Here is a 25,427-nt window from a genome sequence, read left to right as displayed (position 1 = left end):
GAGAAAATGCTGAATTCTAGCTTTTGGCGATACCCAATTATCGAAACGGCAGGATACTTTAGTGTTGTTGTATTATGTTTAGTCGTCTCGATGGCATTGTTCGAAGTCGTTACGAAATATAAAAATTGGGAAGAAATTAAAAATGGTAATATCGCTGTGGCACTCGCAACAGGTGGGAAAATACTGGGGATCTGTAATATTTTTCGTTTTTCCATTGCCCGCCACAGTACTTTAAGTGAAATGATTAGCTGGGGCCTTTTTGGTTTTACATTACTGATTGTAGCGTATTTCTTATTTGAATTTTTGACACCACGTTTTAATGTCGATCAAGAAATCGCAAATGATAATCGCTCAGTTGGCTTCATTTCCTTTACCATTTCAGTCGGTCTATCGTTTGTTATTGGGGCAAGTATTGCATAGGAGTGTAATGACATGGAAAAATTAGCAAAAGTACTAATCGTTGTCTGCATCGCATTTTTGGCAGTCGGTGTCTATTATATGATGACCCTTTAAACTTAGAAACGCATCCTTTTATGAGGATGCGTTTTTTTCATAGTAATTGGTTAAGGAGAAGAACTTCTCGGGTAGCTAGCGACGGAAAAAAGAGCCAGAGCGACGGAAAGGAAAGCAAAAGCGACGGTAAGAAGTATCAGAGCGATGGAAAGAAGCCAGAGCGAAGGAAAGGAAAGCCAGAGCGACGGAAAGGAAAGCAAAAGCGACGGTAAGAAGTATCAGAGCGACGGAAGGAAGAGCCGAAGTGACGGAAAGAAGCCAGAGCGACGGAAGGAAGAGCCAGAGCGACGGAAGGAAGAGCCGAAGCGACGGTAAGAAGTATCAGAGCGACGGAAAGAAGAGCCGAAGCGACGGAAAGAAGCCAGAGCGACGGAAAGAAGAGCTAAAGCGACGGTAAGAAGTATCAGAGCGACGGAAGGAAGAGCCGAAGTGACGGAAAGAAGCCAGAGCGACGGATAGGAAAGCTAAAGCGACGGTAAGAAGTATCAGAGCGACGGAAGGAAGAGCCGAAGTGACGGAAAGAAGCCAGAGCGACGGATAGGAAAGCAAAAGCGACGGAAAGAAGAGTCAGGGCGACGGAAGGAAGAGCCGAAGCGACGGTAAGAAGTATCAAAGCGACGGATAGAAGAGCCATATCGACGCAAAAAAGTGAAGAACTGCTCTAGCCCGGGGAGATACTACTCAGGCTGAATGTATGATCGCTCCAATTAAATAATAAAAAACTTCAATACCTTCGAAAAAATCATAAGTTACATCAGCCTCACACCAAACCATCACAAAATACTACTAAAATCTATTAATATTCCCCCAGCTTCTAAAAAGTTATCATTAAAAAATTATTTTTGGAATATAGAAATATAAACTCAACCCTGTGCATAAAAAAAGAAAGAATGAATGAGTATTCATAAGGCGCATTGATCTAAAATCCTGAGAAATACAGTTATATAAATGTTGTTAAATGCATAATAATTAATCGAAAATGCATTTTTTTTCTATTTTTGAGTTTGAAAGTATATTTCTTTTTCATTATAATTAAAATAAGAATTTACAAAGTATGGGACAAAGGGGAGAGGACGTATGACAATAAAACCATGGCTAAAAAATTATCCTGAAGAAGTACCATCGTCTTTAACGTTTGAAGAAATTCCTGTGCAAGAGTTTTTGACACGTGCCTATAAAAAGAATCCATCCAAAGTTGCGATTCATTTTATGGGAAAGGATTTGACGTACACCGAGCTATATGAGTCGGCGCTAAGGTTTGCAAACTATTTACAAGCCCTTGGGGTGGAAAAGGGAGATCGAGTAGCTATTATGCTGCCAAACTCACCACAAAGTGTAATCGCTTACTACGGGGCAATGTATGCTGGAGCAATTGTCGTACAAACAAATCCACTTTATACTGAGCGTGAACTTCAATATCAAATGGCTGATTCGGGTGCGAAAGTTATTTTACTGATGGATATTTTGTATCCACGTGTTATGAAAATTATAAAAGAAACTGCACTTGAAAATGTCATTGTCACAGCTATTAAAGATTATTTACCATTTCCAAAAAATTTAGTTTACCCATATATTCAAAAAAAGCAGTACGGTTTTAGTGTAAAGGTTGAACATAGTGGTCAAAATCATCTATTTACAGAAATTATGCGCTCGTCGCCAATTAAAATGATTGATACCCCATTTGATTTTGAAGAGGATATTGCGTTGCTGCAATATACAGGGGGAACTACTGGCTTCCCTAAGGGTGTGATGCTGACCCATAAAAACTTAATTGCCAATACAACAATGTGTGATGCATGGATGTATAAATGTGTACATGGTGAGGAAACCATTATGGGCGTACTTCCATTCTTCCATGTTTATGGTATGACTACCGTTATGTTATTATCAGTTTCCACGCAAAATAAAATGGTGCTATTACCAAAGTTTGATGTAGAAACAGCGTTGAAAACGATTGAAAAGCAAAAACCAACACTTTTTCCAGGTGCACCGACCTTATATATTGGTTTATTAAATCACCCGGATATTACAAAGTACGACTTATCGTCCATTAAAGCATGCTTAAGTGGCTCCGCTTCACTTCCAGTAGAGGTGCAGGAGAAATTTGAAGCGGTAACAGGGGGGAAACTTGTAGAAGGATATGGATTAACAGAAACTTCTCCTGTTACGCATGCTACGCCTATTTGGGATAAGCGTGTTATCGGTTCAATTGGTTTACCATGGCCAAATACAGAGTCAGTAATTTTACGTACCGGGGATGTAGAGGTGCTTCCGGTCGGTGAGGTTGGGGAAATAGCTGTTAAAGGGCCACAGGTTATGAAAGGCTATTGGAATCGACCAGAAGATACGGCAGCAGCGTTCGTAGATGGATGGTTTTTAACTGGAGATCTGGGCTATATGGATGAAGAAGGATTTTTCTATGTAGTTGATCGTAAAAAAGATTTGATTATCGCAGGTGGTTTTAATATTTACCCTCGTGAGGTAGAGGAAGTACTATATGAACGAGAGGAAATCCAGGAATGTATAGTTGCGGGTATACCGGATCCGTATCGAGGAGAAACAGTAAAAGCTTATATTGTTTTAAAAGAAGGATATTCGATTACAGAAGACGAATTAAATAAATATTGCCGTCAACACTTGGCTGCTTTCAAAGTTCCTCGCTATTATGAGTTTAGAGAAGAACTACCGAAAACAGCAGTTGGAAAAATTTTGCGTCGTGCGTTAGTGGATGAAGAAAAAACAAAATTGGCGAATAAAGAAGCAAAATAAATACGTGATAAAGTATTGACAAGCAAAGATGTAAAATATAATATGAAAATATGAATGAATGACCATTCATATTTTCATATTTTTTTTAGTTATCATGTCACATCCTTATAAGAGATTTGCTGGTTATTGAAGGATGACATCATGTGGAAAAACATAGAAACTTTAATCGAGCATGAATGTAGACGTGTGCAAGTTTTTTTAGGTGGTGATATAAAAGTGAAACGTGATAAGCCAAAATATAAGCAAATTGTTGATGCAGCTGTCATCGTTATTGCAGAAAATGGGTATCACCAAGCACAAGTATCGAAGATTGCAAAACAGGCAGGGGTGGCTGATGGAACAATCTATTTATATTTTAAAAATAAAGAAGATATATTAATTTCTGTCTTTAATGAAAAAATGGCTGTTTTTGTAGAGTCATTACAAGATATAATAGAAAATGGAAGTACGTCTAAAGACAAACTTTCACGAATGATAGAAAATCATTTTAATGTTCTAGCGACAGATCGATACCTAGCAACCGTTACACAATTGGAACTACGACAATCGAACAAAGATTTACGTTTAAAGATCAATTCGGTGTTAAGAGAGTATTTACAATTACTTGATCAAATTTTGATCGAAGGTATGCTATCAGGTGAGTTCAATCAAACGATGGATGTACGCTTGGCACGTCAAATGGTATTTGGAACAATTGATGAAACCATTACATCGTGGGTTATGAATGAATATCGATATGATTTGATAGAACAGGTTCCGAAAGTTCAGGCATTAATCCTGAACGGCATTAAAGCTTAAAAAGGATGTGGAGAAATGGAATTTCTAAGTTGGAAAGTAGAAGATGGAGTAGCGATTATTACGATTGCACGCCCGCCAGCAAACGCATTATCTCGCGGAATCATTGCTGAAGTAAATTCTGTGCTAGATGCTGTGGAAAATGATGACACTGTACGTGTCCTTGTACTTCATGGCGAAGGTCGTTTCTTCTCAGCAGGTGCAGACATTAAAGAATTTACCGAGGTTGAATCTGGTGATGAATTTTCAAAGCTAGCGAACAATGGTCAGCAAGTTTTTGAGCGAGTTGAATCTTTCTCTAAACCTATTATTGCTGCAATTCATGGTGCGGCACTAGGCGGAGGCCTTGAACTAGCGATGAGCTGTCATCTGCGCTTTGTGACAGAATCTGCGAAATTAGGGCTACCTGAATTACAATTAGGTCTAATTCCAGGTTTCGGGGGTACACAACGCCTACCACGATATGTAGGAGTAGCGAAAGCTGCAGAAATGATGTTTACAAGTGAGCCGATTTCTGGTACAGAAGCTGTACAATGGGGGTTAGCAAATCGTGCATTTACAGATGAAGCATTACTGGAAGAAACGCTAAAGGTCGCGAAGAAAATTGCGAAGAAGAGCCCGGTTGCTTTAAAAGCAGCTATTCAAACATTGCAATATGCTAAGCATGCTTCATTCTATGAAGGTATTCAGGCAGAAGCAAAATCCTTTGGCACAGTTTTCGTTTCGGAAGATGCAAAAGAGGGAATTCAAGCATTTATTGAAAAACGCGAGCCTGTGTTTACTGGTAAATAATATTCCATCAGTGTCGATAGCGACTTGAAAAAGTGTTATCGACGTTATCGACATTGAAAATATATAATATTTATAAGTTTACTTAGAAATAAAAAACGTTTCAGGAGGTATGGATATATGAATATTTTTGCATTAATTAAACGTACGTTTGATACAGAAGAAAAAATCGTTGTGTCGGGTGGTAAAATCCAAGAGGATGGCGCAGAATTCATCATCAATCCTTACGATGAATATGCAATTGAAGAGGCAATCCAAGTACGCGACGCTGCTGGCGGTAAAGTAACAGTAGTTTCGATTGGTGGCGAAGATGCAGAGAAGCAATTACGTACAGCTCTTGCAATGGGAGCAGATGAAGCGGTTCTTATTAATACAGAAGACGATCTAGATGAACTGGATCAAAATGCAGCAGCGTATATTTTAGCTGAATATTTAAAAGATAAAGACCCAGATTTAATTTTAACAGGAAATGTTGCAATTGACGGAGGCTCTGGTCAAGTAGGACCTCGTGTTGCAGATTTACTAGGCATTAATTATGTAACAACAATTACAAATCTTGAAATCGATGGAACATCTGCGAAAATTGTGCGCGATATCGAAGGTGATTCAGAAGTTATCGAGACATCTTTACCACTTTTAGTAACAGCTCAGCAAGGTTTAAACGAGCCGCGTTACCCTTCTTTACCAGGTATCATGAAAGCGAAGAAGAAACCGCTTGCAGAACTTGAGTTAGATGATTTAGATATCGATGAAGATGATGTAGAAGTTAAGGTAGAAACAATTGATATTTTCTTACCAGCTCAAAAGTCAGCAGGTCGTATTCTTGAGGGCGAACTTTCTGCTCAAGTAAAAGAGCTAGTAAACCTACTTCATACAGAAGCGAAAGTAGTTTAAGTCATCTGATGACGAAAATCGAATCTTAAAGGGTAACGGAGGGAATATACTATGTCAAAAAAAGTATTAGTGTTAGGTGAAGTTCGTGAAGGAAGCTTACGTAATGTTTCTTTCGAAGCAATTGCAGCTGCAAAGCAAATCGCAGATGGTGGTGAGGTTGTTGGTGTTCTTTTAGGAGATGCCGTGGAAAACTTAACAGGTCCATTATTTGAATATGGTGCTGACCGTGTTGTAACGGTGGAGCATCCACATTTAAAACAATATACATCTGATGGCTATGGTCAAGCTTTATTAGCAGTTATTGAGCAAGAAAACCCAACTGGTATCGTATTTGGACATACTGCAAACGGTAAAGATTTATCACCAAAAATTGCAAGTAAATTACAAGCAGGTCTTGTATCTGATGTAACGTCTATTGAAGGTGCTGGCGATGATGTTATATTCATCCGTCCAATTTACTCTGGTAAAGCTTTTGAAAAAGTAAAAGTAAAAGACGGCTTGGTTTTAGCTTCAGTTCGTCCAAATAATATTGCACCATTAGAAAAAGTAGCCGGTAAATCAGGTGACGTAACTTCTATTACTGTAGATATTACAAACCTTCGTACAATCATTAAAGAGGTTGTACGTAAATCTTCAGAGGGTGTCGATCTTTCAGAGGCAAAAGTAGTTGTAGCAGGTGGTCGTGGCGTAAAATCGGAAGAAGGCTTCGAACCATTAAAAGAGCTAGCGGATTTACTTGGTGGTGCAGTTGGTGCTTCACGTGGTGCATGTGATGCTGAATATTGTGATTACTCACTTCAAATTGGTCAAACAGGTAAGGTAGTAACACCAGACCTTTACATCGCGGCGGGTATTTCTGGAGCTATTCAGCACTTAGCAGGTATGTCTAACTCAAAAGTAATCGTTGCGATTAATAAAGATCCGGAGGCAAATATTTTCAAAGTTGCTGACTACGGTATCGTAGGTGATTTATTTGAGGTAGTGCCTCTTCTAATTGAAGAATTTAAAGCATTAAAAGTGAATGCATAATTTGTAGCAGGGGAGTTATATCTTCCCTGCTTTTTTGTTGAATTTTTTGACTTTTAAAAGTTATTGCAAAATAAAATGTTGACATAGTTAATTTTAGAACGTATAGTGATGAATATTAATTTAAATCTTTAAAAAACTTAAATCTTTAAAAAACGCAAAGATTAGGAGTAGTAAAAGCTCATTATTTGGTGAAGAGAGCTGCGGGTTGGTGCAACGCAGTCCAATAAGACTTTGAACTTGCCTAGGAGCGGTAAGATAAATAGAATTTGCAGAATATTCTATTTGTTGGACGGTTAACCTTCGTTACTAGGTTTTTAAGTAGGGTTCTTAAAGAACCAATTAGAGTGGTACCGCGGTTTGCTTAAGGCATATCGTCTCTTCTTTCATTTGATAATGAAGGAAGAGACGATATGCCTTTTTTGTTTTCATCTAGGCTAAAGAGCTACATCCTCGAGGTCGCTTCAATCCCTCGGGCAAAAGTGGAGGAGCGCTTACTTTTTTCTTCGGGCTCTCCAGCGCTTGTCGGATGTAAACGAGCACTTTAGCGCATTTGTTCATTTTAGGAGGTAAGGAAATGGAAAACGACAATCAGAAATTAAAGAGAACGATGACCTCACGTCATATTACGATGATGGCTTTAGGAGGTGCCATTGGTGCAGGGTTATTTAAAGGAAGTAGTACAGCCATTGATATGGCAGGACCATCAGTACTTTTAGCGTACTTAATTGGTGGGATTATTCTGTTATTTGTTATGCAAGGTTTAGCTGAAATGGCAGTCCGTAATAGCGAAGCAAGAACATTTAGAGATTTAGTGCAAGCTATTTTAGGAAAGTATCCAGCGTATTTCCTAGATTGGATCTATTGGAAAATGTGGGTTTTAAATATTGCTGCAGAATCCATAGTTGCGGCAATTTTTATTCAATATTGGTTACCAGATTATCCAATTTGGATACTTGCATTATCTGTTTCGGTGTTAGTTACAGCCATTAACTTGTTATCAGTGAAAGTTTTTGCTGAAACTGAATATTGGCTGGCGTTAATTAAAATTACCGTTATTGTGGTGTTCATCATAGCGGGATTAATTTTATTGCTTGTTACTTTTGGTAATCATACAGCTGTTGGCTTTTCTAATTTAACGGAGCATGGTGGTTTCTTACCGAACGGACCAATGGGGTTAGTTGCTGCAATGCTTGTAGTTATTTATTCTTATGGTGGCACTGAAATTATTGGTATTACATTAGCTGAAACGAAAAATCCTGAGAAAGTAGTGCCAAAAGCTGTTCGCAGTACATTAGTACGTATTGTAACTTTTTATTTAATTCCTTTCTTTATTATCGTAAGCTTGATTCCTTGGAATGAAGTAAACGGGGTGCCAGAAAGTCCGTTTGTGATGGTTTTTAAAATGATTGGGATTCCAGGTGCTGACCATATTATGAATGCTGTCGTTTTACTAGCCATTATTTCATCAATGAACTCGGGACTTTATGGTTCATCACGCGTTCTGTATACACAAGCTGTGGACGGGCGTGTTCCTAAAATCTTTGCACATTTATCAAAAGGAAAAGTTCCGGTATATGCCATATTAATGTGTACTCTAGCTTTATATTTAGCCGTAATATTTTCTTTATTTGCTGGAAGTAAAACCTTTGATTTCTTAATGGGTTCACTTGGATATACCGTGTTATTTATTTGGCTAATTATTGCGATTGCGCATTTGAAATCGCGTAAAAACCAGCCTGAAAAAACAAGTGCATATTCAGTAAAATGGTTCCCTTATACAACTTGGATAGCAATTATTGCGTTAAGTGCAATCCTGATCGGTATTATTTTTACAACATCTATTATCGTAACAGGTATTACATTAGCTATTTATCTCTTTATTACATTAACTTATTTCTATAATGGTCGTTTAAAAGAAGATTAAGCTAAATAGCAGATTAATGCCTTTTTCGACCATATTTTTCATAAATATTGCATACTAGGCAGATTGTTCGCTCAAGAGAATTTATCCATGCTATACTACAAACATAGTAAGTTTAAGGAGGATTTCAAATGGCAATTGTACATGCAACAGATGCAACTTTCCAAGACGATATTAAAGAAGGATTAGTGCTAGTAGACTTTTGGGCTGCTTGGTGCGGACCTTGTAAAATGATTGGACCAGTTCTTGAAGAAATGGATGCTGCAGGTAGTGCGGCTAAAATTGTAAAAGTAGATGTAGATAACAACCAAGGTACTGCAGCTCAATACCAAATTATGTCTATTCCATCTTTACTATTATTCAAAGATGGTGAATTAGTAGACAAAACTGTTGGCTTCCAACCAAAAGAAGCGTTAGAAGCATTTATCGCAAAACATGCTTAACTTCTTTCAGCACAAGTCTCCCACCTCTACAAATGGGAGATGAATGCGAATTTAAGCTACTTTTCAGGGGTGTCCAAACACCCGCTGAAAGAAGTTAAAGCCTCCGGCGGATGTCACGGAATCGGAAAGGAGTTCTTTGTGCAAGCACAAAGCCGATTCCGGACGCAATTATGCCGAGGCATAATTGATCCTGTAAGAAAAAAAGAGTCGAGCCATCTATAGATGTGCTCGGCTTTTTTTCGTTATATAATAAAGAGAAAAAGCGAACGCTAGTTTTAACAAAAAGGGGGGCAGGTAGGCGATGAATGATTTAATTAAACGAAAGCTTGAAATTTTACCAGATCAGCCTGGCTGCTATTTGATGAAAGATCGACAAGGAACAATTATTTATGTCGGGAAAGCAAAAGTGCTGAAAAATCGAGTACGCTCGTATTTTACTGGTTCGCATGAAGGGAAAACACAGAGGCTTGTAAGTGAAATAGAAGATTTTGAGTACATTGTGACATCTTCCAATATTGAAGCTTTAATTTTAGAGCTTAATCTTATAAAACTACATGATCCGAAGTACAATATTATGCTGACGGATGATAAAACGTATCCGTATTTAAAAATTACGAATGAAAAACATCCACGTCTTATTACAACGCGAAAAGTGAAAAAGGATAAGGCGAAGTATTTCGGTCCATATCCAAATGCATATGCAGCAAGTGAGACGAAAAAGCTGTTAGATCGTTTATATCCTCTTCGCAAATGTGTACAACTCCCTTCCAAGGTTTGTTTGTATTATCACATGGGACAATGTCTAGCTCCTTGTGTGAAAGAAATTGATGCTGAAATTTACCACGATATGATTGAGGATATGACAAAATTTTTAAATGGTGGGGTTGAGGAAGTCAAAAAGGAGCTAGAGGTAAAAATGCTAGCGGCTGCAGAAAATTTGGAGTTTGAGCGTGCAAAGGAATTTCGCGATCAAATTGCACATATTGATACAGTTATGCAAAAGCAAAAAATCGTATCAAGTGATACAACGAACCGCGATGTATTTGGCTATGCAGTCGAAAAAGGCTGGATGTGTGTTCAAGTTTTCTTTGTTCGTCAAGGAAAGCTCATTGAGCGAGATGTGTCGATTTTCCCAATTTACCAAGAGGCAGAAGAGGAATTTTTAACGTTTGTTGGACGATTTTACGAAAAGTTAGAGCACATTAAGCCTAAGGAGATTTTTATCCCACAATCTATTGATGCAGATATTTTAACGGAGTTATTAGAAGTTAAGGTACTGACACCAAAACGTGGGCAAAAAAAGGAGCTAGTTGAATTAGCGACGAAAAATGCTGAAATTGCTGTAGCAGCGAAATTCCAGCTTATTGAACGTCAGGAAGAACGAACAATAGGAGCATGTGAGGCTCTTGGTGAAGCTATGGGTATTTCTACGCCGTTACGGATTGAAGCCTTCGATAATAGTCATATGCATGGGACAGATGCTGTATCTGCAATGGTAGTATTTATCGATGGAAAACCTGCAAAGAAGGAGTATCGAAAGTACAAAACACGCACTGCTGCCAAGCACGATGATTACGGTGCAATGCAGGAAGTAATCCGTCGTCGATATACGCGAGTTTTAAAGGAAGGTCTGCCTTTGCCAGATTTAGTACTAATTGATGGTGGGAAGGGGCAAATGGAAGTAGCGCGAGAAGTATTAGAGGATGAGCTAGGCCTTGTCATTCCAATAGCTGGATTAGCAAAAGATGACAAGCACAATACGTCACAGCTTCTATTTGGTGATCCGCCTGAAGTAATTACATTGAAGCGCACAAGCGATGGCTTCTATTTACTGCAACGAATTCAGGACGAAGTACACCGCTTTGCTATTACCTTCTTACGACAGCAACACGAAAAGCATGCTATCCAATCTGTCCTCGATAATATAGAGGGTGTTGGTCCAAAGCGAAAACAGCAATTACTTAAGCATTTTGGCTCAGTCAAAAAAATTCGTGAGGCTAGTGAGCAGGCATTACAGGAAGCAGGAATGCCTGCTAATCTAGCTAGTAATATTCACGCCTATTTTCAACAGGAGACATTGTCAAAGGATTAGACATATGCTAAGGTTGTATATAACATTGATCTACAATATAGCAATGTTATATACGATGCCTTAGTTTTTAGTAGTTTCTATTTATACATAAACTAGAAATTTTTTCGCTAAGGTTCAATTAAATACATTCACTATTTAGTGATGATAGAGGTGCAAGATTCAAGAGTAGTGCATTAGAGGACGGACAAGTCCAGTGAAAATGTATGAAAGGGGAGCTTGCCGAAGTAGAGCATCGTTGTTTCCGATGCTTAGCTGGTTTTACATTTAAGAGATGTAGGACTGTCGATTCTAAACGTTTCGGAGAGCTATCACACATGCACAAGTTACTTTTATTGTACATGTTATAAGCAGCTTTCACGTTATGTGAGAGTTGCTTTTTTAGTTCTCTAGAGACAACATTTTCTCAAAGCAATTCTTACTATTATGGAATGATGCCAAAAGATTTTCCGTATAACCCCCGAGAGTAAAAGCTATTAATGCAAAAGTGGATCCATATTAAAATCTGTTCTTGATTAAAAAATTTAGAGCGGAGAACGGTAAGTGCTCACGCCGCTTTGCTTTTGTCTCATGCATGTCCCTGAAAATTGTTATTTTGGTGAAGAACCGCAAAAGTATAGCTACTTTATAATCAACGAAAAGTACGAAGGAGAATGATGAAGATGGCGAGAATTGTGATGAAATTTGGTGGTGCCACATTAGTATCAACAGAGCACATTCAAAATGTTGCTAAAAAGGCGATTGCAGAAAAGCAAAGAGGTTTTGATGTTGTCGTTGTCACTACAGCTATGAGGGATATGGCAAAAGAATTAGCAAAAATGGCTCGTGATCTATCAGACAATGCATCTAAGCGTGAACTAGACGCACTATTTTCAACAAGCTCACAACTATCAAGTGCGTTAGTGGCAATTGCTTTGCAGGAAGAAGGATATGATGCAGTGTCATTAACAGGCTGGCAGGCAGGTATTCAGACTGATGCTATACATGGCAATGCACGTATTGATGAGATTGATGTAAGTCGAATTGACGAGCATTTTACTCAGGGGAAAATTGTAATCGTTGCTGGGGAACAGGGTATCGATAATTTACGGAATATTACGACGCTTGGTAAAGGTGGGGCGGAAACGGCGACTATAGCTATTGCTGCAGCATTGAAGGCGGAGCGCGTAGATATTTACACGAATGTGGATGGAGTCTATACAGCTGATCCAAGTTACGTTGCTGGGGCACAAAAACTAAAAGAAATTTCCTATGATGAGATGCTAGAGTTATCAAACTTAGGATCACAAATTTTACACCCGAGAGCTGTTGAGTTAGCAAAGAAGTTTCAAATCCCGGTTATAATTCGGTCGAGCGAAATAGATACAGTAGGTACTTTATTGAAGGAGGAAGTTGAAATGGAGAAAAATTTAATTGTACGTGGTGTTGCCTATGAGTCAGACGTTATTCGTTTAACGGTTGGCTATGATGCTTATTCTAATGCTTCGTTAGCAGATATGTTCACAATACTTGCAGAGAATCGCATAAACGTCGATATAATCGTACAAGCAATAATTGATGGTTTAAAGCCAACTGTATCATTTACCATTTTGAAAGAGGAGTTCGCCGAAGCATTACGTGTTCTAGAAGATAGCAAATTATCACTAGGGTTTAGTTTTGCTGATTTTGAAATCGGCTTAGCAAAAGTCTCTATAATTGGCTCAGGTATGGCATCTAATCCAGGGGTGGCTGCTCGTATGTTTGATCGTCTACGTCGTGAAGGTATCCCTGTGAAAATGGTAAGTACTTCTGAAATAAAAGTGTCTGTCGTTGTTCCTCAAAACGAAATGATTCGTGCAGCAAATGCATTACATGATGAGTTTAATTTAGAACAAACACTTTACATATAAAATTGAATAAGATGTGTCAGTAATTGGCACATCTTTTTTTGTTTACAACAATTTAATACTTTATCCAATTTTATTATTATATAATAAAATGTGACATGTTTTACCAAGGGAAAGGTGGGTTTGTATGGTCTTATTCGGTTTATTTCAAAAGCCAATGGATGAAACCGTTGAGAAACACAACGATTTAGAAATACAAATTTTAAAAAAGCGAATTCTGGAATTGGAACTAGAGCAGGAAAGCATTGATGTGAAAAATGCGATTTTAGACTTTGTACTAGCGCACATGGAGTTAATTAATTTTCAAACGGCTTTAAAGGTTAAAAATGTCTCAACGAGTGTAGGGGATATTTCTTCGATGAGTGAAGAAATGTCGTCAAATACAGAAGAGATGCTTGCGGTTGAGCAAAATGTAAATGCAAACATTCAAGAAATAAAACAGCATTCATTACTACTTGTAGAGGAAATGGAATCATCCATTACAAAAGGGGAGATAGTTCAGGAGTTGTTGATCAAAGGAGCTCGATCAACAGAGCAGTTGAATGATGAAGTAATTAAAATGGATGATATTAGTAAAAGTGTAACCGGGCTTGCCGATCAAACACAACTACTAGCCTTAAATGCCTCCATTGAAGCCGCACGTGCTGGTGAGCATGGGAAGGGCTTTAATGTTGTCGCGATGGAGGTAGGGAAGCTAGCCAATAGCTCGAAAGGTTCATTGCAAGAAATGACGAAAATTCGATCAGTAATTGATAAGAAATTACATAACACAATAACAAATATCAAACAAGTCGAACATTATTTAACTGATTTTTTAAGTATCATGAAAGACAATATTGCTAATCTGACTGTAACAAGTAAAAATATTGAAGAAGCAGCACTTGGAATTCATCAAATAACAGCCGCATCAGAAGAAAATGTAATAGCTGTAGGTCGTTTAGCGGAAACAACGACGGAATTATCACATACTAGTAACTTCTCGGATATAATACAAAATCAAGTTTCTGAAATGTTAAAAGCTATTGCACCGACAATTCGAAAGCCTTCAGAGCAAACGGTAGTTAGCCAATTGGCAGCAAGATTAATGGATCATGCTAACTTTTTACGAGCTGCTATCCAAAAGGCGGGCCATAAAGAGACAATAAAAACGCATCATCAATGTACGTTTGGAAAATGGTATTATGGACATTTTGAGCAATATCAGAATTTACCAGAATATCGTCAAATAGAACAACCTCATGAATTGGTACATATGGCTGCACAAAAATTAGTTAATGAACTGTCAATTATTAACCTAGAGGAAATGATTCAACACTCGCTTAATATTTTAGAAGCGTTTATTTCATTAATAGATGTGCTTTTAAAAGAAAGACATGCACAACTATAAATATAAAAGAGATCCGTGACCATAACGTGGGGTGATTTCCGTTCCGACTGGACGCTTGGGCCAACACGATGTTGGTCACGAAGGCGTTATCACAGGGTGTGATGCTCTTAGCCTTCGTTCCCCTACTGGCTCGCTCCATGGTCTCATCTGTGACGCTAATCCCAAAGGAGTCGCCCAGTCACCACTACAATCAACTTATATATAAAGTATACATAAAAAGGATTATCATCCATAAATCCGGAATGACAATCCTTTTCGTTTTAGTCTGTAGGAACGGTGTTCATGATTCGTTCTTTGACGTCCCATTTTACTGTAAACATAACGTTCTGATGCTTTTCACTTTTTTCATCATAGCATTCTGTTAAATAACCTTTTGCTTGCTGGATTTGTTCAGCTATAAATCCTGCTTCAAGTCTAAAGCTACGAAGACCGATTTGTAACAGTTCTGGATCATTTGTCAACTGGAATATGCGCCCATCCTTTGATTCTTTGACAAGCTCTAAATTACCCCAACAGGCATCTGCGAAAAATGCGATAAGTTCTTCTTGACTTTTACATGGGAACTTCCGAGCTAGATCTTTTCCTGCCCAGTAAAGGACATCTCCTTCATGTTTACCAAGAATAGAAGATAAAATATAATCGCGAATTATCTCATAGCCAAATGCTGAGATTGTAGGAGATGAAGTGTTTAACATTGAAAGCCTTCTTTCTTAGAATTTTCTTATAATTTGACACTGATAAAGTAAAGATAGAATTTTCGAGAAAAAACGACGCATCATGTACTAGATTGTTTCTTTAATAAGGATTGCGAAAAACTGCTAGTTGCCTTGACGCTCGTAGCTCTTGAGAGTACAATAAACATGTCATAATATTGTACCATGATGAAATACACAGTCAATGAAGTATCAGTTACAAAATGATGACTTCTTTTGTTGTGCTATTTTAAGTACTAAGGGGGGTAACAGTCTTGTCGAAAGATCGAGAGTTTTTATGGCGTCGTTTACATTCTCTACTTGGTGTGATTCCAGTAGGTCTGTTTCTGATGTTCCACTTGTCAATGAACTTCACTGCTGTTGGTGGTGAACAAGCTTACAATAATGCAGTAGGTAAGATGGATTTAATTCCACACAATCTTCTGTTAGTAATTGAATGGGTAGTTATTTATATCCCATTACTGTTCCACGCATTCTATGGTGTCTTCATTGCATTCACTGCTTCACCAAACACAGGGCGTTTCAGTACATACCGTAACTGGATGTTCTCATTACAACGTTTCACTGGTGTATTCTTAGTGATTTTCATTGCATGGCATATTTTCGAAACGCGTATCCAAAAAGCGTTAGGTGCAGATGTTGAATTCAATATGATCGCAGATATCGTATCGAATCCATTTATGCTTGGATTCTATATTGTTGGTATTTTATCAGCAACTTTCCACTTATCTAACGGCTTATGGGCATTCCTAGTAAGCTGGGGTATTACACAATCTCCTCAGTCTCAAAAGATTGCTACTTATGTAACAAACATTATTTTCGTAATTCTAAGTGTAGTTGGTGTGGCTGCTATTTTATCTTTCGTTTAATTTAATAGAAGCTACTATAGAGGACATGCAATCATTGCAATTTTTTAAGAGGAGTGAGAAATAATCATGGCGAAAAGCAAAATAATTGTTGTCGGCGGCGGTCTGGCTGGTCTGATGGCAACGATTAAAGCAGCTGAAGTTGGTACTGAAGTTGATTTATTCTCATTAGTTCCTGTAAAACGCTCACACTCTGTATGTGCGCAAGGCGGAATTAATGGTGCGGTAAATACAAAAGGTGAAGGGGATTCTCCTTGGATCCACTTTGATGATACAGTATACGGTGGGGACTTCTTAGCAAACCAACCACCAGTTAAGGGTATGTGTGATGCAGCCCCTGGTATTATTCACTTAATGGACCGTATGGGTGTAATGTTCAACCGTACACCAGAAGGTCTTCTTGACTTCCGTCGTTTCGGTGGTACTTTAATGCACCGTACAGCCTTCTCTGGTGCAACAACTGGTCAGCAATTACTATACGCACTAGACGAGCAAGTTCGCTCTCACGAAGTAGCTGGTTTAGTGAACAAATATGAGCACTGGGAATTCCTTGGTGCAGTAGTCGATCCTGACGGCGTTTGTCGTGGTATCGTAGCGCAAGATATGCGTACAGAAGAAATCAAATCATTCCGTGCAGACGCTGTTATTATGGCGACTGGTGGCCCTGGTATTATCTACGGTAAAACAACAAACTCTGTTATTAATACAGGTTCTGCTGCTTCTATCGTTTACCAACAAGGTGCCTCATACGCGAATGGTGAGTTCATCCAAATCCACCCAACAGCGATTCCTGGAGATGACAAAAACCGTCTAATGTCAGAATCAGCTCGTGGCGAAGGTGGCCGTATTTGGACTTACAAAGACGGTAAACCTTGGTACTTCTTGGAAGAGAAATACCCAGCATATGGTAACTTAGTACCACGTGATATTGCAACACGTGAAATTTTCGACGTTTGTGTGAACCAAAAACTTGGTATCAACGGCGAAAACATGGTATACCTAGATCTTTCACATAAAGATCCACATGAATTAGACGTTAAACTAGGTGGTATCATCGAGATCTACGAAAAATTCGTAGGGGATGACCCACGTAAATTACCAATGAAAATCTTCCCAGCAGTTCACTACTCAATGGGTGGATTATGGGTTGACTACAACCAAATGACTGAAATTCCTGGTCTATTTGCAGCAGGTGAATGTGATTATTCTCAGCATGGTGCAAACCGTCTTGGTGCGAACTCATTATTATCTGCTATCTATGGCGGTATGGTTGCTGGACCAAACGCAGTAGATTACGTTAAACATCTTAAAAAGCATGCTGAAGATCTTCCGCAAGAAATTTATGATGCTCGCGTAAAAGAAGAGCAAGCAAAATGGGATGCTGTCATGAAAATGGATGGCACAGAAAACGCTTACTTGATTCATAAAGAGCTTGGCGAAATGATGACAGCTACTATGACAGTAGTACGTTACAACGATCAACTTGAAGATACATTGAAAAAACTTGATGATCTTCTAAAACGTTGGGATAACATCAACATCAACGATACGCAAAAGTGGAGCAACCAAGGTGCACACTTTACACGTCAGCTTAAAAATATGTTACTACTTGCGAAAGTAATGACAAAAGGTGCATTATTACGTAACGAATCTCGTGGTGCACACTACAAGCCAGATTTCCCGAACCGTGATGATGAGAACTTCTTAAAAACAACAATGGCGAAGTTTGATCCAACTACTGGTAATCCAATTATCACGTACCAAGAAGTCGACGTTTCATTAATTCCACCACGTAAACGTGATTACTCTGCGAAAGGAGACTAAGAATTATGGATATCGCAGCTAATACTGGAAGAATGGTAAAAGTTGAAATTTTACGTCAAGATACAAAAGGTGGCAATGGCTACTGGCAGAAATTCGAAGTTCCTTACCGCCATGGTATGAACGTTATTTCTGTATTAATGGAAATTCAAAAGAATCCAGTTATGTCAAATGGTGAAAAAACAACACCAGTTGCATGGGACATGAACTGTCTTGAAGAAGTTTGTGGTGCATGTTCAATGGTTATCAATGGCCGTCCACGTCAATCTTGTTCAACACTGATTGATCAATTGACTGAACCAGTGCGCCTAGAGCCTATGAAAACATTCCCAGTTATTCGTGACTTACAAGTTGACCGTGAACGTATGTTCAATGCACTTAAAAAAGTTAAAGCATGGGTTCCAATCGATGGTACTTATGATTTAGGTGAAGGTCCACGTATGCCAGAAGGTAAACGTCAATGGGCTTATGAATTATCTAAATGTATGACTTGTGGTGTATGTATGGAAGCATGTCCAAACGTGTCTGAAAAAGCTTCATTCATCGGACCAGCACCATTATCACAAGTACGTCTATTCAATACTCACCCAACTGGTGCAATGATTAAAGACGAACGTTTAAATGCAATCATGGGCGATGGTGGCCTTGCAAACTGCGGTAACTCGCAAAACTGTGTAGCTGCTTGTCCAAAAGGTATTCCTTTAACAACATCTATCGCATCATTAAACCGTGCAACTACAGTGCAAATGTTCCGTAACTTCTTCGGTTCTGACCACTACGTTGACTAATAGTACAAGCTTTACTCCCAACTCCCTTACACTCAATGTGTGAGGGGGTTTTTTCTATGTAAAATATTAAATAATTTTGGAGATTAACTACTCATAAATGCCTGATTGGTGAAGACTAATACAGTGGAGATGAAGAAACTCCTAAGTGATTCAGGTTTCGCATTATATGGAGTTCTGAATAGGGTCATTTTCAGGAAAGATTAATAAACTAAATATGATGATTTCAAAACAGTAGAAAAATAGAATGGTGAATGCCGAGTTGTACGAAAGACAAGGAGTTTTTAAATAAATCGAGCGAAAACTTGAATTTTCTATGATAATATAGTATTTTCCTTTATAATGAATACATATTCATTTTCGGAAAGAAGCGAATGAAAATTAGGGGGATGGTTTAGATGAAGGCAAATTATATCGAAGATTTTCAGGAATGGGCAAAGGATTTTGCATTTTTTATTGAGGTCCGTGTACGTTTTTCAGAGACGGATATGTACGGTCATATGAATAATACAGTTAGCTTTACATATTTTGAACAGGCACGAATCGATTATTTCCGCCATTTAGGTGTTCTAATGCCATCAGCAATTGATGAAAATGTAGAGGGGATTCCGATTGTAGCCGATTTACAATGTGATTACGTGAAGCAGGTTTTCTTTGATGATGTGCTAAGAATTTATACAAAGATAGCGACAGTAGGGAACTCATCAATGGATATCCATTACTTAGCGAAAAATCAACATGATGAGGTTTGCTTTACGGGTAGAGGGACGGTCGTGCAAATGAACCCACGAACTGGAAAGAGTGTACCTTTATCTGAAGAAGAAAAAGTTCAGTTAGCAAGATTGGCATTCATATAATATTGGAAACGGATGATTATTGTAAAATGCTTTCACAGAGTAAAAACATTGATTTTGACAGTTGAAATGGCATTTGTACATAAAATCCATTGATTTATGGAAGCAATTTCCGAATTTTTTTAAGAACCAAGAGATATTCATGAAAATAGCCGTCACCGCTCCTCATTCCTTAACATAAGTTACAATACGTGCGGGGGAGGAGGGTGTAACTGAAAATGAATGGCTCTCATCATCGTTCTCTTTTAACAAACCGAGAACGTGAAATATTTGCGCTTTTATTAGCTGAAAAAACAACGAGGGATATTGCAGAGCAACTTGGTATTAGTGAAAAAACAGTGCGAAATCACATTTCCAATACAATTCAAAAGTTAGGTGTAACGAATCGATCTCAGGCGTTAATTGAGCTGTTACGCTTAGAAGAATTCAAATTAGACTAAATGGACACTTGCTATTTCAGAAAAAAAACGACAAAATAGAACTATTCAACGTATTTTTAGGAGTGAAATAGTTATATGTCGGATGAAGTAACAAAGCACTCACCTGAAACCGTTGCAACGGTTGAAAAGGAATTACGCTATATAGCGGCGATTGTGAAGCAAAAAGGAAGAGAGATTGTTTCACAATATGCGATTACGCCGCCACAATTTGTTGCATTACAGTGGTTAGAAGAGCTTGGAGATATAACAATTGGCGACCTGTCAAATCGATTATACTTAGCTTTTAGTACAACAACAGATTTAGTGGACCGAATGGAGAAAAATGAATTAGTTAAGCGAGTGCGTGACGAAAATGATCGTCGTGTCGTTGTTGTTCATCTTCTCGAAAAGGGCGAACGTATTATTCAAGAGGTTATTGAAAAAAGACAGCAATACTTGCAAGAGAAGCTTGTTGGTTTTAACGAACAAGAAGTCGCGCAATTATCAAGCTATTTAGAGAAACTACATGTACACATGAAACAGGATTGAGGCGGAAAGTATGAATGCCCCGATAGGCGTTATTGACTCAGGAGTAGGCGGTTTAACCGTAGCAAAAGAAATAATGAAGCTATTACCAAATGAAACGATTTATTATATTGGTGATACAGCAAGATGTCCGTATGGTCCAAGAAGTCGTCAAGAAGTACGAAATTTCACTTGGCAAATGGCAAAAGCACTAGAGAAAATGAATATCAAAATGCTCGTCATTGCTTGTAATACAGCGACTGCAGTAGCACTCGAAAGTTTACAAAGAAATATGCCTTTTCCGGTACTAGGCGTTATTAATGCTGGCGCACGTGCAGCTGTAAAGAAAACGAAGCGACATGAAGTCGTTGTGCTTGCAACAGAAGGAACGATTAAAAGTGGGGCATATGAAGAAGCCTTACTATCACTGAATACGTCAACTCATATTATTCCGTTGGCCTGTCCAACATTCGTACCACTTGTAGAAAGTGGCGAATATAAAGGCGAATTTGCAAATAAATTAATTGCGGAAGGCTTAAAACCGTTGAAAAATGAACAATTCGATACGGTCATACTAGGATGCACGCATTATCCAATATTGCAAAAACAAATTGAAGCTGTTGTCGGAGATGAAGTTTTTGTGTTATCTTCCGCAGAAGAAACAGCAAAGGATGTTCAAGAAATGCTTGCGTATAATGGCACTTTGGCTGATTCAGATGCAGTGCCTGCTCATAAATTTTATGCCACTGGCTCTGTTCCAATTTTCCGTTCGATTGCTGAAAGTTGGCTTGAGCAAGGTACTCTTAATATAAAACGTATTACATTAAAATAAAAAATCAGCTTAGCTATGGGCTAGGCTGATTTTTTACGTTTTTAGCAAGTACATAAGGGACTGAGCACTTTTTTGAAGGTGAAAATTATGTTAAGATGAGGGCGCGAAAGTTTTTAGGAGGAACGAAAAAAGATGACAAGATTTGATGGAAGAAATGTAAATGCACTACGTCCTGTGAAAATAGATAGTGAGTATCTATTGCACCCAGAAGGCTCGGTTTTAATTCAAGTAGGCAATACAAAAGTAATTTGTACGGCAACGATTGAGGATAAAGTTCCTGGTTTTTTACGTGGACAAGGCAAAGGTTGGATCACTGCAGAATACTCAATGCTACCTCGTGCAACAGCACAGAGAACAGCACGCGAATCATCTCGTGGCAAAGTCAATGGCCGGACAATGGAAATCCAACGTTTAATTGGTCGTGCATTACGTGCTGTCGTTGACTTAGAAGCACTTGGGGAGCGTACTGTGTGGATTGATTGTGATGTGATTCAAGCAGACGGAGGGACGCGTACAGCTTCAATAACAGGAGCATTTGTAGCGATGACACAGGCAATTGCTAAGTTTGCTGAAGAAAAACCATTTAAAAAATTCCCAGTGACAGACTATTTAGCTGCAACAAGTGTTGGTATTGTAGAGGAACACGGGGCAATTTTAGACTTAAACTACGTTGAAGATGTCGCTGCTGCAGTAGATATGAATATCGTCATGACAGGAGCAGGTCAATTTGTTGAGCTTCAAGGGACAGGTGAAGAAGCAACATTTACTCGTGAAGAGTTAAATGAACTGCTGGCGTTAGGTGAAGAGGGCATTCAACAATTGATTGCACTTCAAAAAGAGACACTAGGTGAATTGGCTAACAAAGTGGGAGGAAATGAATAACATGAAACAAGTAGTCATTGCAACTAAAAATAAAGGAAAAGTAAAAGATTTCGAAGCGTTATTTGGTCCACTTGGCTATGAAGTAGTAACGATGTTTGATGTTGCCCCAGAGATGGAGATTGAAGAAACCGGCACTACCTTTGAGGAAAATGCAATCTTAAAGGCAGAAGCGTTGGCAAAAGAGTTAAACACAATTGTTATTGCTGATGATAGTGGCTTAGCTGTTGATGCATTAAATGGTGAACCAGGTGTATATTCTGCACGTTATGCTGGTGATCATGATGATGAAGCAAACATGGTTAAACTCTTAGAAAACCTAAAAAATGTCGAGGATGAAAAGCGTACAGCTCGCTTCTGCTGTTGCATTGCTATTGCAGGGCCTGATTTTGAAACGACAACAGTTTTTGGTACTTGTGAAGGTGCTATTGCACACGAAAAACGTGGTACAAACGGATTTGGTTATGATCCAATCTTCTTTGTCCCAAGCTTAAACCGTATGATGGCAGAGCTAGCAGCCGATGAAAAAGCAGCAATTTCACACCGCGGGAATGCTATTCGTAAGTTGAAGGAACAATTACCTAATCTTGTGAAATAAGAGGTGATATCCATGCAAATACTGGTCATGAGTGATACACATGGCGATAGTAATGTGATTGAAAAAGTTCGTGGCTTTTACCCAAATGTCGATGCTTTCATTCATTGTGGAGATAGTGAGCTTCCTTTCTCCCATAAAGCATTGGATGGCATGAAGAAAGTAAGAGGAAATTGTGACATCGATAAAGCCTTTCCGGATGAAGTGGTATACGATTTAGCGGACGTCACAGTCTTTGTCACACATGGCCATTTATTCAATGTAAAAACCTCGGTCTTGTCATTATCCTATCGTGCCAAAGAGGTAGACGCACAAATAGCGTGCTTTGGTCACTCCCATATTCTTGGGGCGGAAATGATTGATGATGTGTTATTTTTAAATCCGGGGAGCTTATTAAAACCACGTGGTCGTAAAGAAAAAAGCTTTGCCCTAGTAGAGGCCGAAGACACACATTTTGAAGTGAAGTTCTTTACGGATGATAATAGCCATATTTCCACCCACAAGTTTATGCGAAAATGATGTAACAAAAACGCTTAAGTTCTAGAAACTATAAGCGTTTTTTGTTTTATCCCGATTTGTAAGACATAGCTGCCCTGAAAGCATCCTAAATGGAAAAAATGGCTATGAATTGTTTATGATGAAGTAGAAAAAATAAATATAAACGTAACAAAGGAGAAAACATGGACAATACAATAGGATGGAATTTTGATAATAGCTATACTCGCCTACCGAACATTTTTTATACAGCAATCAATTTAAATCCAGTTCGTTCACCAAAGTTAATCATGTTAAATGAATCAGTTGCCAATGCACTTGGCTTAAACGTCGATGCTTTACAAAGCGAGGAAGCGGTAGCGATTTTTGCTGGTAACAACAACCCGACTGGTGGCATGCCCATTGCCCAAGCTTATGCAGGTCATCAATTTGGTCACTTTAATATGCTTGGAGACGGAAGAGCACTGTTGTTAAGTGAACAACTAACACCAACTCATGAACGCTTTGATATCGCGCTTAAAGGCTCAGGAAGAACGCCTTATTCCCGTGGCGGAGATGGCAGAGCAACACTTGGTCCAATGCTACGTGAATACATTATTAGTGAAGCCATGTATGCACTTGGCATTCCAACTACTCGAAGTCTAGCTGTCGTGACTACAGGCGAAACGATCCTTCGTGAAACAGAGCTTCCAGGTGCAGTTTTAACGCGTATTGCAAGCAGTCATTTGCGAGTTGGAACTTTCCAATATGCAGCGAACTTTGGATCGGATGAGGAGCTAAAAGCTTTAGCGGATTATGCTTTGGAACGTCACTTTCCTAATGCTGATGTAGCTCAAAATCGTTATCTGACCCTTCTACAGGAAGTTATAAAGAAACAAGCATCTCTCATCGCAAAATGGCAGCTAGTTGGTTTTATTCATGGCGTCATGAACACGGATAATATGACTATTAGTGGTGAGACGATTGATTATGGTCCTTGCGCTTTCATGGATACGTATGATCCAGCGACAGTATTTAGCTCTATTGATCGACAAGGACGTTATGCATATGGTAACCAGCCTAATATCGGAGGATGGAATTTAACACGACTGGCTGAATCATTAATACCGTTAATCCATGAAGATCAGGAAGAAGCTATACACTTAGCTCAAGAGACTCTAAAGCAATATCCTGAGCTGTATTATGCAAACTGGCTAACAGGTATGCGAGCAAAGCTTGGGATATTTAACGAAGAAGATCAGGACGAGGCACTAATTGAAGAACTTCTAAAGTTAATGCAGCAACATCAAGCAGACTATACGAATACATTTATCGCATTAACCTTCGATAAATTTGCTGACTCAACGTTATTTAGTACAAATGAATTTAAAGAATGGCATAAGAATTGGCTCGCTAGGCTGGAAAGACAGCAAGAAACAAAAGACATGTCCCAACAATTAATGCGTGATCATAATCCAGCAGTAATTCCACGAAATCACCGTGTAGAAGAAGCATTAGAAGCTGCTGTTGAACAAGGAGACTATAGCATAATGGAGCGATTACTGGATGCTCTTGCTCAACCTTTTGCACATTGTAAGGAGCAGCAGGAATATGCAACATTACCAACACCATCTAACCAACCATATCGAACGTTTTGTGGCACATGAGGTGAAAACCAAGGGAATAAAGCTATATTAAATAAAGTATGGCTCTTCGGCAAAACGAGGGGTTGATTTCCGTTCCGACTGAGCGCTTTCCTGGGGGCGTCCGATGAGCCGCTTCGCTGCAGGGTCTCATCTGTGACGCTGATCCCCAAGGAGTCGCCCAGCCTCCACTCCAATCAACCAACTCACATAGTATGTATCTTCTGACATATCACTTTAATTTATGGTTATAAAACGAAACTTTAGCAATAGAGTTTTTTGTACGAAAGCGTAGCGGCAGCAACGTAGTGAAGGAAGCGGCTCGACGCTCGCCCACAGGAAGCTTTGCTCTGCGCGAAAGCGAAGCGTCAGCGACAATGTTTTATCTGTGCGAAAGCGAAGCGTCAGCAACAATGTTTTATCTGTGCGAAAGCGAAGCGTCAGCAACAATGTTTTATCTGTGCGAAAGCGAAGCGTCAGCAACAATGTTTTATCTGTGCGAAAGC

General features: G+C 38.8%; 24 protein-coding genes, 1 riboswitch and 1 other annotated feature. Of the genes, 22 read left to right on the top strand and 2 right to left on the bottom strand.

What is annotated here, in order from left to right:
- The first annotated feature begins 6 nt into the window (after positions 1-6).
- The 11 genes from ACQKMV_RS10880 to ACQKMV_RS10830 all read left to right on the top strand — a co-directional run bounded on the left by ACQKMV_RS10880 (position 7) and on the right by ACQKMV_RS10830 (position 14,515).
- Complete coding sequence (locus ACQKMV_RS10880) at positions 7-420, top strand: DUF350 domain-containing protein (protein ID WP_427503892.1); 414 nt, start codon at positions 7-9, stop codon at positions 418-420.
- Between the two features lie 1,170 nt (positions 421-1,590).
- The gene (locus tag ACQKMV_RS10875; RefSeq protein ID WP_427503891.1) at positions 1,591-3,282 is read left to right on the top strand and encodes an AMP-binding protein; all 1,692 of its coding nucleotides are present in this window, start codon (positions 1,591-1,593) and stop codon (positions 3,280-3,282) included.
- A gap of 216 nt (positions 3,283-3,498) precedes the next feature.
- On the top strand, positions 3,499-4,080 hold the full coding sequence (locus ACQKMV_RS10870) for a TetR/AcrR family transcriptional regulator (protein WP_427423514.1): 582 nt from the start codon (positions 3,499-3,501) through the stop codon (positions 4,078-4,080).
- A gap of 15 nt (positions 4,081-4,095) precedes the next feature.
- Positions 4,096-4,869 (top strand): enoyl-CoA hydratase, encoded by a 774-nt coding sequence (locus ACQKMV_RS10865; RefSeq protein WP_427423477.1) that lies wholly within the window; start codon positions 4,096-4,098, stop codon positions 4,867-4,869.
- 117 nt (positions 4,870-4,986) lie between these two features.
- Positions 4,987-5,760, top strand: coding sequence for an electron transfer flavoprotein subunit beta/FixA family protein (locus ACQKMV_RS10860; protein ID WP_427423476.1), 774 nt, complete (start codon positions 4,987-4,989; stop codon positions 5,758-5,760).
- 51 nt (positions 5,761-5,811) lie between these two features.
- Positions 5,812-6,789: an electron transfer flavoprotein subunit alpha/FixB family protein gene (locus ACQKMV_RS10855; RefSeq protein WP_427503890.1), complete on the top strand. Its 978-nt coding sequence runs from the start codon at positions 5,812-5,814 to the stop codon at positions 6,787-6,789.
- A gap of 148 nt (positions 6,790-6,937) precedes the next feature.
- Positions 6,938-7,171 (top strand) — a binding site (T-box leader).
- 192 nt (positions 7,172-7,363) lie between these two features.
- A complete protein-coding gene (locus ACQKMV_RS10850; protein ID WP_427503888.1) occupies positions 7,364-8,713 on the top strand; it encodes an amino acid permease in 1,350 nt (449 codons plus the stop codon).
- 128 nt (positions 8,714-8,841) lie between these two features.
- The gene (gene trxA / locus ACQKMV_RS10845; RefSeq protein WP_004226420.1) at positions 8,842-9,153 is read left to right on the top strand and encodes a thioredoxin; all 312 of its coding nucleotides are present in this window, start codon (positions 8,842-8,844) and stop codon (positions 9,151-9,153) included.
- A gap of 301 nt (positions 9,154-9,454) precedes the next feature.
- The gene (gene uvrC / locus ACQKMV_RS10840; RefSeq protein ID WP_427503887.1) at positions 9,455-11,245 is read left to right on the top strand and encodes an excinuclease ABC subunit UvrC; all 1,791 of its coding nucleotides are present in this window, start codon (positions 9,455-9,457) and stop codon (positions 11,243-11,245) included.
- A 137-nt stretch (positions 11,246-11,382) separates the two neighbouring features.
- Positions 11,383-11,561: riboswitch (Lysine riboswitch) on the top strand.
- Positions 11,562-11,904: 343 nt separating this feature from the next.
- The gene (locus ACQKMV_RS10835) at positions 11,905-13,131 is read left to right on the top strand and encodes an aspartate kinase (RefSeq protein WP_427503886.1); all 1,227 of its coding nucleotides are present in this window, start codon (positions 11,905-11,907) and stop codon (positions 13,129-13,131) included.
- 124 nt (positions 13,132-13,255) lie between these two features.
- Entirely contained in the window at positions 13,256-14,515 is a 1,260-nt protein-coding gene (locus tag ACQKMV_RS10830) for a methyl-accepting chemotaxis protein (protein ID WP_427503885.1), read from the top strand.
- A 260-nt stretch (positions 14,516-14,775) separates the two neighbouring features.
- Here the strand turns inward: ACQKMV_RS10830 and ACQKMV_RS10825 are convergent, their stop codons facing one another.
- Positions 14,776-15,210, bottom strand: a complete 435-nt coding sequence (locus ACQKMV_RS10825; RefSeq protein ID WP_427503884.1) for a YslB family protein — start codon at positions 15,208-15,210, stop codon at positions 14,776-14,778.
- Positions 15,211-15,482: 272 nt separating this feature from the next.
- Between ACQKMV_RS10825 and ACQKMV_RS10820 the strand changes: the two genes are divergently transcribed.
- The 11 genes from ACQKMV_RS10820 to ACQKMV_RS10770 all read left to right on the top strand — a co-directional run bounded on the left by ACQKMV_RS10820 (position 15,483) and on the right by ACQKMV_RS10770 (position 24,945).
- On the top strand, positions 15,483-16,097 hold the full coding sequence (locus tag ACQKMV_RS10820; protein WP_427503883.1) for a succinate dehydrogenase cytochrome b558 subunit: 615 nt from the start codon (positions 15,483-15,485) through the stop codon (positions 16,095-16,097).
- 66 nt (positions 16,098-16,163) lie between these two features.
- Complete coding sequence (gene sdhA, locus ACQKMV_RS10815; RefSeq protein ID WP_427503882.1) at positions 16,164-17,918, top strand: succinate dehydrogenase flavoprotein subunit; 1,755 nt, start codon at positions 16,164-16,166, stop codon at positions 17,916-17,918.
- A 5-nt stretch (positions 17,919-17,923) separates the two neighbouring features.
- Complete coding sequence (gene sdhB, locus ACQKMV_RS10810; protein WP_427423466.1) at positions 17,924-18,703, top strand: succinate dehydrogenase iron-sulfur subunit; 780 nt, start codon at positions 17,924-17,926, stop codon at positions 18,701-18,703.
- Between the two features lie 395 nt (positions 18,704-19,098).
- Complete coding sequence (locus tag ACQKMV_RS10805) at positions 19,099-19,557, top strand: acyl-CoA thioesterase (RefSeq protein WP_427423465.1); 459 nt, start codon at positions 19,099-19,101, stop codon at positions 19,555-19,557.
- A 215-nt stretch (positions 19,558-19,772) separates the two neighbouring features.
- Positions 19,773-19,994, top strand: coding sequence for a helix-turn-helix domain-containing protein (locus ACQKMV_RS10800; RefSeq protein ID WP_004226437.1), 222 nt, complete (start codon positions 19,773-19,775; stop codon positions 19,992-19,994).
- Between the two features lie 75 nt (positions 19,995-20,069).
- On the top strand, positions 20,070-20,522 hold the full coding sequence (locus ACQKMV_RS10795) for a MarR family winged helix-turn-helix transcriptional regulator (RefSeq protein ID WP_053484913.1): 453 nt from the start codon (positions 20,070-20,072) through the stop codon (positions 20,520-20,522).
- Positions 20,523-20,532: 10 nt separating this feature from the next.
- Positions 20,533-21,330: a glutamate racemase gene (racE, locus tag ACQKMV_RS10790; protein ID WP_427503881.1), complete on the top strand. Its 798-nt coding sequence runs from the start codon at positions 20,533-20,535 to the stop codon at positions 21,328-21,330.
- Between the two features lie 132 nt (positions 21,331-21,462).
- Positions 21,463-22,212 carry a ribonuclease PH gene (gene rph, locus ACQKMV_RS10785; protein ID WP_427503880.1) on the top strand — a complete coding sequence of 250 codons (750 nt, stop codon included), beginning with the start codon at positions 21,463-21,465 and terminating at the stop codon, positions 22,210-22,212.
- A 1-nt stretch (position 22,213) separates the two neighbouring features.
- Entirely contained in the window at positions 22,214-22,807 is a 594-nt protein-coding gene (locus ACQKMV_RS10780; protein ID WP_427503879.1) for an XTP/dITP diphosphatase, read from the top strand.
- Between the two features lie 12 nt (positions 22,808-22,819).
- Complete coding sequence (locus tag ACQKMV_RS10775) at positions 22,820-23,323, top strand: metallophosphoesterase (protein WP_427503878.1); 504 nt, start codon at positions 22,820-22,822, stop codon at positions 23,321-23,323.
- A gap of 161 nt (positions 23,324-23,484) precedes the next feature.
- Positions 23,485-24,945: a protein adenylyltransferase SelO gene (locus tag ACQKMV_RS10770; RefSeq protein ID WP_427503877.1), complete on the top strand. Its 1,461-nt coding sequence runs from the start codon at positions 23,485-23,487 to the stop codon at positions 24,943-24,945.
- A 213-nt stretch (positions 24,946-25,158) separates the two neighbouring features.
- On the opposite strand, the gene ACQKMV_RS10765 is transcribed toward ACQKMV_RS10770, so the two are convergent.
- Positions 25,159-25,427 (bottom strand): hypothetical protein (locus ACQKMV_RS10765; RefSeq protein ID WP_427503875.1); only part of this gene is annotated, 269 nt, incomplete at its 5' end.

The sequence above is a fragment of the Lysinibacillus sp. NPDC094403 genome (assembly GCF_050278745.1).
GTDB lineage: Bacteria > Bacillota > Bacilli > Bacillales_A > Planococcaceae > Lysinibacillus.
This window is presented reverse-complemented; position numbering and strand designations above follow the sequence as displayed.

Bases quoted from the DNA above. Each gene is read 5' to 3' on its own strand.
- uvrC (WP_427503887.1), top strand. From the start codon at position 9,455: ATGAATGATTTAATTAAACGAAAGCTTGAAATTTTACCAGATCAGCCT.
- ACQKMV_RS10775 (WP_427503878.1), top strand. From the start codon at position 22,820: ATGCAAATACTGGTCATGAGTGATACACATGGCGATAGTAATGTGATT.
- ACQKMV_RS10830 (WP_427503885.1), top strand. From the start codon at position 13,256: ATGGTCTTATTCGGTTTATTTCAAAAGCCAATGGATGAAACCGTTGAG.
- ACQKMV_RS10865 (WP_427423477.1), top strand. From the start codon at position 4,096: ATGGAATTTCTAAGTTGGAAAGTAGAAGATGGAGTAGCGATTATTACG.
- ACQKMV_RS10805 (WP_427423465.1), top strand. From the start codon at position 19,099: ATGAAGGCAAATTATATCGAAGATTTTCAGGAATGGGCAAAGGATTTT.
- ACQKMV_RS10880 (WP_427503892.1), top strand. From the start codon at position 7: ATGCTGAATTCTAGCTTTTGGCGATACCCAATTATCGAAACGGCAGGA.
- ACQKMV_RS10795 (WP_053484913.1), top strand. From the start codon at position 20,070: ATGTCGGATGAAGTAACAAAGCACTCACCTGAAACCGTTGCAACGGTT.
- sdhB (WP_427423466.1), top strand. From the start codon at position 17,924: ATGGATATCGCAGCTAATACTGGAAGAATGGTAAAAGTTGAAATTTTA.
- trxA (WP_004226420.1), top strand. From the start codon at position 8,842: ATGGCAATTGTACATGCAACAGATGCAACTTTCCAAGACGATATTAAA.
- ACQKMV_RS10855 (WP_427503890.1), top strand. From the start codon at position 5,812: ATGTCAAAAAAAGTATTAGTGTTAGGTGAAGTTCGTGAAGGAAGCTTA.
- ACQKMV_RS10835 (WP_427503886.1), top strand. From the start codon at position 11,905: ATGGCGAGAATTGTGATGAAATTTGGTGGTGCCACATTAGTATCAACA.
- ACQKMV_RS10770 (WP_427503877.1), top strand. From the start codon at position 23,485: ATGGACAATACAATAGGATGGAATTTTGATAATAGCTATACTCGCCTA.
- ACQKMV_RS10850 (WP_427503888.1), top strand. From the start codon at position 7,364: ATGGAAAACGACAATCAGAAATTAAAGAGAACGATGACCTCACGTCAT.
- ACQKMV_RS10860 (WP_427423476.1), top strand. From the start codon at position 4,987: ATGAATATTTTTGCATTAATTAAACGTACGTTTGATACAGAAGAAAAA.
- ACQKMV_RS10800 (WP_004226437.1), top strand. From the start codon at position 19,773: ATGAATGGCTCTCATCATCGTTCTCTTTTAACAAACCGAGAACGTGAA.
- ACQKMV_RS10780 (WP_427503879.1), top strand. From the start codon at position 22,214: ATGAAACAAGTAGTCATTGCAACTAAAAATAAAGGAAAAGTAAAAGAT.
- sdhA (WP_427503882.1), top strand. From the start codon at position 16,164: ATGGCGAAAAGCAAAATAATTGTTGTCGGCGGCGGTCTGGCTGGTCTG.
- rph (WP_427503880.1), top strand. From the start codon at position 21,463: ATGACAAGATTTGATGGAAGAAATGTAAATGCACTACGTCCTGTGAAA.
- racE (WP_427503881.1), top strand. From the start codon at position 20,533: ATGAATGCCCCGATAGGCGTTATTGACTCAGGAGTAGGCGGTTTAACC.
- ACQKMV_RS10875 (WP_427503891.1), top strand. From the start codon at position 1,591: ATGACAATAAAACCATGGCTAAAAAATTATCCTGAAGAAGTACCATCG.
- ACQKMV_RS10825 (WP_427503884.1), bottom strand. From the start codon at position 15,210: ATGTTAAACACTTCATCTCCTACAATCTCAGCATTTGGCTATGAGATA.